At 71.2% G+C, this 13,134-nt stretch carries 10 protein-coding genes; all 10 read right to left on the bottom strand.

The window, feature by feature from the left end; all coding sequences use genetic code 11:
- Nucleotides 1-266 precede the first annotated feature (266 nt).
- Nucleotides 267-1,055: a cell division protein FtsQ/DivIB gene (locus ACZ5GP_RS04830; protein ID WP_468749407.1), complete on the bottom strand. Its 789-nt coding sequence runs from the start codon at nucleotides 1,053-1,055 to the stop codon at nucleotides 267-269.
- 14 nt (nucleotides 1,056-1,069) lie between these two features.
- Nucleotides 1,070-2,164: an undecaprenyldiphospho-muramoylpentapeptide beta-N-acetylglucosaminyltransferase gene (gene murG, locus ACZ5GP_RS04825; protein ID WP_358584292.1), complete on the bottom strand. Its 1,095-nt coding sequence runs from the start codon at nucleotides 2,162-2,164 to the stop codon at nucleotides 1,070-1,072.
- A 6-nt stretch (nucleotides 2,165-2,170) separates the two neighbouring features.
- Complete coding sequence (gene ftsW / locus ACZ5GP_RS04820; protein ID WP_467464898.1) at nucleotides 2,171-3,481, bottom strand: putative lipid II flippase FtsW; 1,311 nt, start codon at nucleotides 3,479-3,481, stop codon at nucleotides 2,171-2,173.
- Nucleotides 3,482-3,527: 46 nt separating this feature from the next.
- Entirely contained in the window at nucleotides 3,528-4,967 is a 1,440-nt protein-coding gene (gene murD / locus ACZ5GP_RS04815; protein ID WP_468749406.1) for a UDP-N-acetylmuramoyl-L-alanine--D-glutamate ligase, read from the bottom strand.
- Nucleotides 4,949-6,019 (bottom strand): phospho-N-acetylmuramoyl-pentapeptide-transferase, encoded by a 1,071-nt coding sequence (mraY, locus tag ACZ5GP_RS04810; RefSeq protein WP_358584294.1) that lies wholly within the window; start codon nucleotides 6,017-6,019, stop codon nucleotides 4,949-4,951. The genes murD and mraY overlap by 19 nt, the downstream gene beginning before the upstream one ends.
- Entirely contained in the window at nucleotides 6,016-7,431 is a 1,416-nt protein-coding gene (locus ACZ5GP_RS04805) for a UDP-N-acetylmuramoyl-tripeptide--D-alanyl-D-alanine ligase (RefSeq protein ID WP_468749405.1), read from the bottom strand. Before ACZ5GP_RS04805 ends, mraY begins: the two co-directional genes overlap by 4 nt.
- Before the next feature lie 4 nt (nucleotides 7,432-7,435).
- Nucleotides 7,436-9,103, bottom strand: coding sequence for a UDP-N-acetylmuramoyl-L-alanyl-D-glutamate--2,6-diaminopimelate ligase (locus ACZ5GP_RS04800; RefSeq protein ID WP_468749404.1), 1,668 nt, complete (start codon nucleotides 9,101-9,103; stop codon nucleotides 7,436-7,438).
- A 19-nt stretch (nucleotides 9,104-9,122) separates the two neighbouring features.
- Entirely contained in the window at nucleotides 9,123-11,072 is a 1,950-nt protein-coding gene (locus tag ACZ5GP_RS04795) for a peptidoglycan D,D-transpeptidase FtsI family protein (protein ID WP_468749403.1), read from the bottom strand.
- Nucleotides 11,073-11,078: 6 nt separating this feature from the next.
- A complete protein-coding gene (ftsL, locus tag ACZ5GP_RS04790; protein ID WP_468749402.1) occupies nucleotides 11,079-11,711 on the bottom strand; it encodes a cell division protein FtsL in 633 nt (210 codons plus the stop codon).
- 63 nt (nucleotides 11,712-11,774) lie between these two features.
- Nucleotides 11,775-12,734, bottom strand: a complete 960-nt coding sequence (rsmH, locus tag ACZ5GP_RS04785; protein ID WP_468749401.1) for a 16S rRNA (cytosine(1402)-N(4))-methyltransferase RsmH — start codon at nucleotides 12,732-12,734, stop codon at nucleotides 11,775-11,777.
- Nucleotides 12,735-13,134 lie beyond the last annotated feature (400 nt).

Here is a 13,134-nt window from a genome sequence, read left to right as displayed (position 1 = left end):
CTCTCGCCTCGAGTTACGTGTCGCCGTTTCGCAGGTGTGCGAGGCGGCGACTGATGCCGAATGGGACGGTCCGAACGCCGACCCGAACCCTAACGCTGAAGTTTAGGGTTACCAGTGTGTCTGTTCTCTGGACTCTTCCGAACAGGACACTAAGTCGACAAGTGGCGCACGTTCAACGAACACGCCGAACCTCCCGTTTTTCTTTTCACCCTATGTGATCAGCCGTAGCGATGCCGAACCAGGGTGCTGGCCTGCACAGATACACGTCAACTCCCTGATGACGCAGGGGCCGTGGGGACGCTCACATCGAAGTGCCGTGCCCTGGGTGCCGCTTTCATCAGCGAGCTGAGGGTAGTGGCTTTCGTACGCCCCTTCTCGCCGCTGCCCCACACGACCGTGCGACCACCGCTCAACTCCAGCGAGATGGAGTCGTACGAACGGACCTTGACCTCGCGGGTGTCACGGGCGACGGCTTCGGGCAGGTCGCCGGTGACCCGCACCGCCTCGCGCAGCAGTCGGTCGGTGCCGAACCGGCGCAGGCTCGCGGCCGCGCTGCGCCGATCCGGCGTCAGTTCGAGATGCGGGATGCCCTTGGGGGCGTGCTCGACCGTGGCGAATCGCACTCCCTCACCGTCCACTTCGACGAACTTTCCGCCCTTTTCGATGACGAGGGCCGGCTTGCGTTCCGTCACTTCGAGACTGATCTCGTGCGGCCAGGACCGGACGGCCTCGACCGAGTCGATGCGGGGCAATTTCGCGCGGAGACGGCTCTCCAGGGCGTCCGTGTCGACCGAGACCAGCGGGTCCCCGACCGGGGCCCGCGCCGCGTCGAGCACCTCCTGGGCCGTGAGCACCTGGGTGCCCGAGGCCGTCACCCGCTCCAGGCGCAGCCACTGCGAGCCGTAGAGCACCCACAGGGCCCCGGCCGTGACGAGCGCGGCGAGGACCCCGCCCGCGATCAGGGCGCGCGAACGCGGCGTCAGGCGCCGGACGCGCTGCGGGCGGGGCGGGCCGGACTTCTTCTGCTGCCGTTCGGCGGTGATCGGTCCGGCCACGGTCCCCTGCCCTCTCACGCGTTGCGGCGTGCCGCAATCGCCTCGTACACCATGCCGACGAGCAGCTCGTCGGCGTCCCTGCGGCCGAACTCCGAGGCCGCGCGGGACATCTCGTACAGCCGGTGCGGATCGGCCAGCACGGGCAGCACGTTGCCCTGCACCCACTCGGGCGTCAGTTCCGCGTCGTCCACCAGCAGTCCACCGCCCGCCTTGACCACCGGCTGGGCGTTGAGCCGCTGTTCGCCGTTGCCGATCGGCAGCGGTACGTAGGCGGCGGGGAGCCCGACGGCGGAGAGTTCGGCGACGGTCATCGCGCCCGCGCGGCAGAGCATCATGTCGGCCGCCGCGTACGCGAGGTCCATCCGGTCCACGTACGGTACCGGGATGTACGGGGGCATCCCCGGCATCTGGTGCACCTGCGGCAATTCGTTCTTCGGGCCGACCGCGTGCAGGATCTGGATGCCCGCGCGCTGGAGCACCGGGGCGACCTGCTGGACGACCTCGTTGAGCCGCCGCGCGCCCTGGGAGCCGCCGGAGACGAGCAGGGTCGGCAGGTTGGGGTCGAGACCGAAGGCGGCGCGCGCCTCCGGGCGGACCCGGGCCCGGTCGAGCGTGGCGATCGTGTGCCGCAGCGGGATGCCGATGTAGCGGGAGTTGCGCAGCTTGCTGTCGGGGGTGGCGACGGCCACCCCGTGGGCGTACCGCGAACCGATCTTGTTGGCGAGTCCGGGCCGCGCGTTGGCCTCGTGCACCACGATCGGCACCCCGGCCCGCTTGGCCGCGAGATAGCCGGGCAGGGCGACGTAGCCGCCGAAGCCGACGACGCAGTCCGCCTTGGTGCGCTCCAGGATCTGCTCGGCCGCCTTGATGGTGCCGCGCAGCCGTCCCGGCACGGTGATCAGCTCAGGGGTGGGCTTGCGGGGCAGGGGGACGGCCGGGATCAGCGCGAGTTCGTAGCCCCGCTCCGGTACGAGCCGGGTCTCGAGTCCGCGCTCCGTGCCCAGGGCCGTGATGCCCACGGTCGGGTCCTGCCTCCGCAGGGCGTCCGCGAGGGCGAGCGCGGGCTCGATGTGGCCGGCGGTCCCCCCGCCGGCGAGTACGACATGCACCGAAATTCACCGCTCTCCGGACGAACGCGCCTTGACGCGCCGTCGCATCGTGTTCCATCTCACCCGAGGTTGCCGCATGGCCAGGGCCGCCTTCGCAGCGGGGTCCGATCGCGCGAAGGCGATGAGGAGCCCGATGGCGAACATGGTCGGCAGCAGGGCCGAACCCCCGTAGGAGAACAGCGGGAGCGGGACACCGGCGATCGGCAGCAGACCGAGCACCGCACCGACATTGATCACGGCCTGCGCCGTGATCCAGGTGGTCACGCCTCCCGCGGCATACCTCACGAAGGGGTCCTCCGTGCGTCCGGCCACGCGGATACCCGCATAGCCTAGAGCCGCGAACAGGGCGAGCACCGACAGTGTCCCCGCAAGACCGAGTTCCTCCCCGGTGATGGCGAAGATGAAGTCGGTGTGGGGTTCAGGCAGTTGACCCCATTTTTCCACACTCGCGCCGAGACCGGAACCGAAGAATCCGCCGGAGGCCAGGGCGTAGATGCCGTGCACGGCCTGCCAGCACTGGTCGCCGGGGCCCGGGTCGGTGGCGCCGATGCAGGCGAGCCGCGCCATGCGGTTGGGGCTCGTCTTGATGAGGATCACACCGAGCAGGGCCGCGACGCCGAGCACCCCGGCGAACAGCCGGGTGGGCGCGCCCGCGAGCCACAACAGGCCGAAAAGGATCGCGGTGAGAATGATCGCGGTGCCCATGTCGCCGCCGAGCATGATGAGCCCGAGCAGCATGAAGGCGACCGGCACGAGCGGCACCAGCATGTGTTTCCACTGGGTCAGCAGCCGCTTGTCGTGCTTGCGCGCGAGCAGGTCGGCGCCCCAGAGCACCAGGGCGAGCTTGCCGAACTCACTGGGCTGGAGCTGGAAGGGGCCGCCCAGGTAGATCCAGTTCTGGTTGCCGTTGACGCTGCGCCCTATCCCCGGGATCTGCACCAGGACCATCAGGAAAACGGTCACCGCGAGCATCGGATAGGCCAGTGCCCGGTGGAGTTTGACGGGCATCCGCATCGCGAGCAGCAGCAGGATCGCGCCCAGCACGGCGGCGACGAACTGCTTGCGGAAGAAGTACGAGGCGGGCAGGTCGAGCTGGAGCGCCTGGATCATCGACGCGGAGTAGACCATCACCAGGCCGAGCACGGTGATCAGCAGACTGCTGCCGAAGATCAGGTAATACGCCGTGAGCGGACGGTCCCAGGCCCGGCGGACCCTGTGGAAGAGCCGCCGGGGCCCGCTCTCGCCCGGAGGGTGACAGGCGCCTTCGGGGCGTACCGGAACCGGTCGTCTGGCGACCCTCACGGAAGACCTGGCCACGTTCCCCTCCCAAGGGTGTGCCCGGCGCCGGCCGGGCGCGGCCCGGTCAGGCGCGCGTGGAGCCGAGTTCGCGGACGGCGTCCACGAACGCTTCACCACGCTTGTTGTAGTTGGTGAACATGTCCATCGACGCACAGGCCGGGGCCATCAGCACGGTGTCCCCCGGCCGGGCCAGCTGTGCCGCCCGGCGTACCGCCTCGGACATCGCCCCAGTGTCGGTCCGGTCGAGCTCGACCACCGGGACCTCGGGGGCGTGTCGCGCCAGGGCTTCGCGGATCAGCGCGCGGTCGGCGCCGATCAGCACGACCCCGCGCAGCCGCTCGGCCGCCCCGACGACGAGTTCGTCGAAGGTGGCGCCCTTGGCGAGGCCGCCCGCGATCCAGACGACCGACTCGTAGGCCGCCAACGACGCCTGTGCCGCGTGGGTGTTGGTGGCCTTGGAGTCGTCGACGTAGGCGACCTCGGCGACGTCGGCGACGTGCTCGATGCGGTGGGCGTCCGGGCGGAAGGCGCGCAGGCCCTCGCGCACGGCCGTCGCCTGGACGCCGAAGGCGCGGGCGAGGGCCGCCGCCGCCAGCGCGTTGGCGATGTTGTGCGGGGCGGGCGGCTTGACGTCGGAGATCTCGGCGAGCTCCTGCGCCTGCTTGTGGCGGTCCGGCACGAACGCACGGTCGACCAGGATGCCGTCCACGACGCCCAGTTGCGAGGGCGCGGGCGCGTTCAGCGTGAAACCGATGGCCCGGCAGCCCTCTTCGACGTCGGCGTCGCGGACCAGGTCCTCGGTGGCCTTGTCGGAGACGTTGTAGACGCAGGCGACGCGGTTGCCCTCGTAGACGCGGCCCTTGTCGGCGGCGTACGCCTCCATGGAGCCGTGCCAGTCGAGGTGGTCGGGCGCGAGGTTGAGGACCACCGCGGAGTGGGCGCGCACGGAGGGCGCCCAGTGCAGCTGGTAGGAGGACAGCTCGACGGCGAGCACGTCGTAGGCGTCGTCGCCCTCCAGGATCACGTCCACGATGGGGGTGCCGATGTTGCCGACGGCGACCGTGCGCAGGCCGCCCGCGGTCAGGATCGAGGCGAGCATCCGCGTCGTCGTGGTCTTGCCGTTGGTGCCCGTGACGGCGAGCCAGGGGGCCGCGTCCGGGCCGCGCAGCCGCCAGGCGACCTCCACGTCACCGACGACGTCCACGCCCGCCTCGGCGGCCGCCGCGAACAGCGGTGAGGACGGCTTCCAGCCGGGCGAGGTGACCACGAGGTCGCTGCCCTCGGGCAGCGTCTCGGCGTCGCCCAGGCGTACGGAGACGCCCTCGGCCCGCAGCGGGGCGGCGCGCTCCTCGTGCGCCGCTCCCGAGCCGCCGTCCACGACGGTGACCCGCGCGCCGAGGCCGGCCAGGGCGCGGGCGGCGCTGATGCCGCTCACGCCGAGACCGGCGACGGTGATGTGCTTGCCCTGCCAGTCAGAGGCGGTGGTCACTTTTCGGCTGCCCATCCCGCGTAGAAGAGACCGAGGCCGACGATCACGCACATGCCCTGGATGATCCAGAAGCGGACCACCACAAGGACCTCGGACCACCCCTTGAGTTCGAAGTGGTGCTGGAGTGGCGCCATGCGGAAGACCCGCTTGCCGGTCATCTTGAAGGAGCCGACCTGGATGACGACCGACATGGTGATCATCACGAAGAGGCCGCCGAGCAGCGCGAGGAGCAGCTCCGTGCGGGAGCAGATCGCGAGGCCCGCGAGCGCGCCGCCGAGGGCGAGCGAACCGGTGTCGCCCATGAAGATCTTGGCGGGCGAGGTGTTCCACCACAGGAAGCCGAAGCAGGCGCCCATCAGCGCGGAGGCCACGACCGCGAGGTCGAGCGGGTCCCTGACCTCGAAGCACGCCTGCGGGTTGGTCAGCGTCGTCGCGTTGGCGCAGGACTCCTGGTACTGCCAGACACCGATGAAGGTGTAGGCGCCGAAGACCATCACCGAGGCGCCGGTGGCGAGGCCGTCCAGGCCGTCGGTGAGGTTCACGCCGTTCGACATCGCGAGGATCATGAACAGCGCCCAGACCACGAACAGGACCGGGCCGATCGACCAGCCGAAGTCCGTGACGAACGACAGCTTGGTGGAGGCCGGGGTCTGGTTGCGGTTGTCCGGCCAGTTCAGCGCCAGCACGGCGAAGCCGATGCCGACGATCAGCTGGCCGGCCATCTTCGCCTTGGCCCGCAGACCGAGCGAACGCTGCTTGACGATCTTGATGTAGTCGTCGAGGAAGCCGACGAGGCCCATGCCCGCCATCAGGAAGAGCACCAGCAGGCCGGAGAGCGTGGTCTCCGTGCCCGTGATGATCTTCGTGAGGAAGTAGGCGATGAGCGTGGCCAGGATGAAGGCGATACCACCCATGGTCGGCGTACCGCGCTTGCTGTGGTGCTCGCGCGGGCCGTCGTCCCGGATGAACTGGCCATAGCCCTTGCGGGCCAGGAGCTTGATCAGCAGAGGAGTGCCGACCAGGGTCAAGAAGAGCCCGATCACACCCGCGAAGAGGATCTGCCTCATCGGCCGGAGACCTGCCCCTCAGAAGCCACCGCGGCGTCTTCGAGCAGCGCCGAGGCGACCCGCTCCAGACCGACCGACCTGGACGCCTTCACCAGCACGACGTCTCCCGGGCGCAGCTCGCTGCGCAGCAGGTCGATCGCCGCCTGTGCGTCGGACACGTGCACCGACTCCTCACCCCACGAACCCTCGTTGTATGCGCCCAGTTGGAGCCAGGACGCTTCCCTGCCCCCGACTGCCACGAGCTTGCTCACGTTGAGCCGGACGGCAAGGCGTCCGACCGCGTCGTGCTCGGCGAGACCCTCGTCCCCGAGCTCGGCCATCTGACCGAGCACCGCCCACGTACGGCGCCCCTTGCCGATCGCCGCGAGCGCGCGCAGGGCGGCTCGCATGGACTCGGGGTTCGCGTTGTAGGCGTCGTTGACGACCGTCACACCGTCCGGGCGCTCGGTGACCTCCATACGCCAGCGGGACAGCGTGCCCGCCTCGGAGAGCGCGAGGGCGATCTCGTCGACGGACATGCCCAGCTCATGGGCGACGGCGGCCGCGGCAAGCGCGTTCGACACGTGGTGCTCACCGTACAGCCGCAAGGTCACTTCGCTGCACCCGGAGGGTGTGTGCAGCGTAAAAGCGGGCTGCCCGATCGTGGTGAGCCGGACATTCTCGGCACGTACGTCGGCGTCCTCGGCCTCTCCGAAGAGCAGCACGCGTGCTTTCGTGCGCGAGGCCATGGCGCGTACGAGCGGGTCGTCGGCGTTGAGGATCGCGGCGCCGTCCGCGGGCAGCGCCTCCACCAACTCGCCCTTTGCCTGCGCGATCTGCGCCCGGCCGCCGAACTCGCCGATGTGGGCGGTGCCGACGTTCAGGACGAGGCCGATCTTCGGCGGTGTGAGCTCGGTGAGGTAGCGAATATGGCCGATTCCGCGCGCTCCCATCTCCAGGACGAGGAAGCGCGTCTCGTCCGTGGCGCTGAGCGCGGTCAGCGGCAGGCCGATCTCGTTGTTGAGGGAGCCCGGCGTGAAGACCGTGGGTGCCTTGCGCCGCAGCACCTGCGCGAGCAGGTCCTTGGAGCTGGTCTTGCCGACCGAGCCGGTCAGCGCGACCAAGGTGGCGCCGAGCCGCTCCACGACGTGGCGTGCGAGGGCGCCGAGCGCCGCCTGCACGTCGTCGACGACCACGGCAGGCACGCCGACCGGCCGCGAGGCGAGTACGGCGACCGCGCCCGCGGCGACCACGTCGGCCGCGTAGTCGTGGCCGTCGACGCGCTCACCGACGAAGGCGACGAAGAGGCTGCCGGGCACCACTTCACGGGAGTCCCGGACGACGGGTCCGGTGACCTGGACGGCCGGATCCGGTATGTCGTACGTCTGCCCGCCGACGACGCTGGCGATCTCGGCGAGGGAGAGGGCGATCACAACTTCATCCCTGGGTTTGCTGGATAGCTTCGCGAAGCACCTGGCGGTCGTCGAAGGGACGCACCACCCCGGCGATGTCCTGCCCCTGCTCGTGTCCCTTGCCCGCGACCAGGACGGTGTCGCCCGGCCGCGCGCGGACGACGGCCGCGCGGATGGCGGCGGCGCGGTCCTCGAAGACGGCGACGTCGCCGCGCTCGTGGGCCGGCACCTCGGCGGCGCCGGCGAGCATCGTGGCGAGGATCGCGAGGGGGTCCTCGCCACGGGGGTTGTCCGAAGTCAGTACGGCGGTGTCGGCGAGGCGGGCCGCGGCCGCGCCCATCGGCATCCGCTTGGTCTTGTCCCGGTCGCCGCCGCAGCCGAGCACGATGTGCAGCTTGCCCTCGGTGACCTTGCGCAGCGCGCGCAGCACCGATTCGACGGCGTCCGTCTTGTGGGCGTAGTCGACGACGGCGAGGTAGGGCTGGCCCGCGTCGACGCGCTCCAGGCGGCCCGGCACGCCCGGCACCGCGGCGATGCCGTCGGCGGCCCGCTGCGGGTCGATCCCGGCGACGGCCAGCGAGACGATCGCGGCGAGGGTGTTGGCGACGTTGAACGGGCCGGCCAGGGGCGACTTCGCGGTGACGCGCTCGCCCTTGGGGCCGACGGCGACGAACGTGGAGTCGAGCGGGCCGACCTCGACGTCCTCGGCGCGCCAGTCGGCGTCCGGGTGCCCCTCGGCGGAGAAGGTGACGACCGGCACCTCGGACTCGGTGACGAGGCGGCGTCCGTACTCGTCGTCGAAGTTGACCACGCCGAGCCGCGAGCGCCGCTTGGTGAACAGCTGCGCCTTGGCCTGGAAGTAGTCCTCCATGCCGGAGTGGAACTCCATGTGCTCCGGGCTGAGGTTGTTGAAGACGGCGACGTCGAAGACGCAGCCGTCCACCCGCCCGAGCACCAGGGCGTGGCTGGAGACCTCCATGGCGACCGCCTCGACACCGCGTTCGCGCATCACCGCGAACAGGGCCTGGAGATCGGTGGCTTCGGGCGTAGTGCGCTCCGACTTGATGCGCGTCTCGCCGATGCGCATCTCGACCGTGCCGATCAGGCCGGTCGCGCGCAGCCCCTTGAGTCCGCCCTCGACGAGGTAGGCGGTCGTGGTCTTGCCGGACGTGCCGGTGATGCCGATCTGCAGCAGATCGCGGCCGGGATGGCCGTAGACCGTCGCGGCCAGCTCACCCATCCGGTCGCGCGGGCTGTCGACGACCAGGACCGGCAGGCCGGTCGTGGCCGCGCGCTCGGCGCCGGTCGGGTCGGTCAGGATCGCGGCGGCGCCGAGGTCGGCGGCCTGGGCGACGAAGTCGGCGCCGTGCATGCGGGCACCGGGCAGCGCGGCGTAGATGTCACCGGGGCGGACCGCGCGCGAGTCGTGCGTGATGCCCGTGATCCGCGTGCCGCCGGTCTCCCCGGGCGCTTCGACGGCGACGCCCAGCTGGCCCGCCAGGTCCGTCAGTGAGGCCGCGGAGACCTGTTCCGGCCGCGGCGGTCCCGGGTAGGTCACGGGAGCGCCCTTCTGGGTGGTTTGGGACTGATCAGCGTGTGGCACGGCGGTGAGCGTACCGGGCGTACCCCTCTCGGAGCGAAGTGAGGGGCGTGGCGGAGGATGGTTCCCGGGGCCGGGGGTGATCGTTGTCACGGGCGGTTCCTGGTGGGTCTCAGGGCTCGAAGGTGACGGGGAGGCGGGCGGGACCGCTTCCCGTCGGCGGGACTTGGAGCGTCTTGAGGGCGAACTCCATGACTTCCTTGTAGATGGGGCCGCAGATCTGGCCGCCGAAGTAGCTGCCCTTGGTGGCGTTCTGGATCGCGCAGTAGACGGTGACGCGCGGCTTGTCGGCGGGGGCGAAACCGGCGAAGGAGGAGGTGTAGCCCTTGTAGCGGCCGGTCGCCGGATCGACCCGGTTGGCCGTACCGGTCTTGCCCGCCACCCGGTAGCCGGGGATGCGGGCCTTGGTGCCGGTGCCCTCCTCGTCGTCGACGACGGATTCGAGCATCTGCGAGAGGGTCCGGGCCGTCTTGTCGCTCACCACCCGGGTCTTCTCGGGCTTCGGGGCGGGGGTGAAGCGGCCGTCGGGGCCCTTCGTGCCGCGCACCAGGGTGGGCTCGACGCGTACGCCGCCGTTGGCGATCGTCGAGTACACCGAGGCCGCCTGCATGGCGTTGATCGACACGCCCTGGCCGAAGGGGATCGTGAACTGCTGCGAGGTGGACCATTTCTCGGGGGGCGCGAGGATTCCGGACGTCTCGCCGGGGAAGCCGAGCCCGCTCTCCTTGCCGAGGCCGAACTTGCGCAGGTAGGAGTAGAGGACCTTGTTGGCCTCGCGCTGCGTCTTGCCCAGTTCCCCGGTGGCGAGGATGGTGCCGATGTTCGAGGACTTGGCGAGCACGCCGTTGAGGGTCAGCTGCCAGGTGGGGTGGTCGATGTCGTCCTGGAAGAGGCGGTCGCCGCGGTGCAGCCGGTTGGGCACCGTCACATGGGTGCCCGGCGTGGCCACGTTCTCCTCCAGGACCGCCGCCATCGACATGACCTTGGCGGTGGAGCCGGGCTCGAAGGCGTCCTGGAGCGCGGCGTTGCCGAGCGCCGTGCCGTCGGCCTTCGAGAGGTCGTTGGGGTCAAAGCCGGGGGCGTTGGCCATCGCGAGGACCTCGCCGGTCCTGCTGTCCTGCACTATCACGTAGCCGCGGTCGGCCCCGGACTTCCTGACCTGCTCGGTGATGGCGTTCTGCGCGGCCCACTGGATGTCGCGGTCGATGGTGAGTTCGATGTCGGAGCCGGGCACGGCGGGCGTCTCCGTGGAGCCCGCGGTCGGCACGCGCCGGCCACCGGACTGGGCGTAACGGATCTTGCCGTCCTCGCCCGCCAGCTGCTTGTCGAGCTGGCGCTCCAGGCCGCCGCCGCCCTCGCCGTCGGAGTTGACCCAGCCCAGTATCCCGGCGGCCAGGTCGTGGTTCGGATAGACGCGCTTGCTGCTCGGGTCGGCGAGGACGCCGGCCAGGACGTTGGGCGAGTTCGGGTCGGTGCCGGCCTTCTCGGCGAGCGCGCCGCGCAGGTCCTTGATCTGCTTCCAGACCTGGGGGGTCTGGCGCGTGGCGAGCAGGACGTAGCGCGTGCGGGGGGTCTTGAGCTTCTTGGCCAGCGCGGTGGCGTCCTCGCCGAGGATGGGCGCGAGGAGCGCGGCCGCCTGCTCGGGCGCGTCCTTGGTTTTCGTCTCCTTCGGCGTGAACAGGGTGGGGTCCGCCGTGATGTCGTACGCGTCCACGCTGGCGGCCAGTTCGACGCCGCCGCGGTCGGTGATGCGCCCGCGCTCGGCGGCCAGGGTGTGCGTGAAATAGCGGTTCTTCTCGGCCTTGGCCGCGTACACGCTCGCGTCCACGGCCTGCACCTGGAGCAGGCGCACGACGAAGGCCAGCATCACCAGCGTCAGGCCCAGGCTGACCATGCGAAGGCGCGGGCGGGGGCTGCCCAGGCGGATCGTGCGGGGCCGGGCCTTCGGGGCGGGACGGCGGGCGGCGGGGCGCCCCGCGGGGGCCGGGCGGCGGGGCGCGGCGGGGCGGGTGGGCCGCGCGGGCCCTGGCACCCGGCGCCGCGGGGGTTCCCTGTCGGACACTTAACGTCACCTGCCGGAGGTCGTCGGGGGGCCGGGCATCGCGGGCCGGGGGGTCGTGGGCCGGATCGCCGTGGGCCGGACAGTCAGGGGCCGAGGAGTCGTGAGCCGGGCCGGGGGCTCCGCGCGCGCGGGTCCGGAGGGCGTGGCCGTGGGCGCGGCGGCCGAGGGCTGGGCCGAGGCCGGGGCGCGGGCGGAGGCCGGTGCCGAGGGCCGGCCGGGGGCCGGGACGGTGAGCGCCGGGGGCACCGCTTCCTGGGGGCGCGGCGCGGGCCCGGCGGCGGCGCCGGGGACCCCGCGCACGGTCCCGTCGGGGTTCAGGAAGGCCGGGTCGCCGCCGGGGACCATGCCGAGTTCGGCGGCGCGCCGCTGGAGGGCGTCGGGGGCCGCGAAACCGTCCACGTCGCGCTGGAGCTGCTGCTCCTCCTCGGTGAGGTCCTTCGTCTCCTTCTTCAGCTCGCTCACCTGGAACGAGCCTTCGTTGAGCGAGGAGTTCAGGATGAGCAGCGTGATCAGACCGCCGCCGAGGAGCAGGACGACCAGCAGGACGAAGGGGGTGCGGGCCGCCTGGTTGGAGCTCTGCGGCAGCAGTCGCGCGAGGCGGGCGGCTCTCCCCCGCAGCTCGGGCTTCTTCTTGCTCATAAAGCCTCCTCGCGGACTCGGCTCGGCAAACTCGGGCTCAGGGGCCGTGCGGCGGGGCGGGCGTCAGCCGACGTCCTCGCGGATGCGCTCCGCGCCGCGCAGCCGGGCCGGGGCCGCCCTGCGGTTCTCGGCGATCTCCTCCTCGGTGGGCAGTTCGGCGCCTCGGGTCAAGAGCTTGAGCCGCGGCTGGTAGCGCTCGGGGACGACGGGCAGGCCGGGCGGGGCCGTGTTCGCCGCACCGGCCGCGAACACCTGCTTGACCAGGCGGTCTTCGAGGGAGTGGTACGACAGGACGGCGATCCGGCCGCCGACGGCCAGCGCCTTCACGGCCGCGGGCACGGCCCGCTCCAGGACGCTCAGTTCGCCGTTGACCTCGATGCGCAGGGCCTGGAAGGTGCGCTTGGCGGGGTTGCCGCCGGTGCGCTTGGCGGCCTGCGGCAGGGAATCGCGGATCAGTTCGACGAGCCGCGCGCTGTTGCTGAACGGCTCCTTGTCGCGTTCGCGCACGACGGCGCTCACGATGCGCTTGGCCTGCTTCTCCTCGCCGTACGCCCGCAGGATCCGCACCAGTTCGCCGGGCGCGTAGGTGTTGAGGACCTCCGCCGCGCTGATGCCGGTCGTCTGGTCCATGCGCATGTCCAGGGGGGCGTCCTGGGCGTAGGCGAATCCCCGGTCGGCCTCGTCCAGTTGCATGGAGGAGACCCCGAGGTCGAACAGGACGCCCTGGACGCGCCGGACGTCCAGGCGGTCGAGCACCTCGGGCAGCTCGTCGTAGACCGCGTGCACCAGGGTGGCCCGCTCGCCGTAGGGGGCGAGCCGCTCGCCGGACAGGCGCAGCGCCTCCTTGTCCCGGTCCAGGGCGATGAGGCGGGCCGCGGGGAAGGTGGCGAGGAGGGCCTCGCTGTGACCGCCGAGGCCGAGGGTGCAGTCGACGACGACCGCTCCCGGCTCGGCGAGGGCGGGGGCCAACATGTCCAGGCACCGCTGGAGCATCACCGGGACGTGTCGGCTGTTGTCGGTCAAGGGGCCCTCTCAGGTCCGGCGCGGCGTTCGTACGCACTGCCGGGTCCCCGCCCGCTCCGTGAAGGGGAATGGTCCGCCGGCGCCGGGAAAGTGGCGTCAGCCGACCGGGAGCGGGAGGAGGCCGAGCCGTACGTACGCGCCGCGCACGTGGGGATTCAGAGAATCTCCGGGATGTGCGGTCCAGCGGGGAGCAGGTCACGTCTCCCGCTTCGCGTCACTTTAGTCCACGGTGTCGCCCGGTCAATCAACCGGCCTGCGCGTCGCGGGCCGGTCCGAGGAGAGCGGCGAAAGGGCGTGGGCCACCCGTTCGGACGCGGCGCGGCAAGCCCCTGTGGGGTACCTCACAACAAGAGTCTTTGACATTTTTTGTCCCTTCTCGCGACGGGCCAAGACGATCAGT

The sequence above is a fragment of the Streptomyces sp. NPDC031466 genome, from assembly GCF_055581265.1.
Note: the sequence above shows the minus strand (reverse complement) of the source record. Positions and strands in the feature narration are given on the sequence as shown.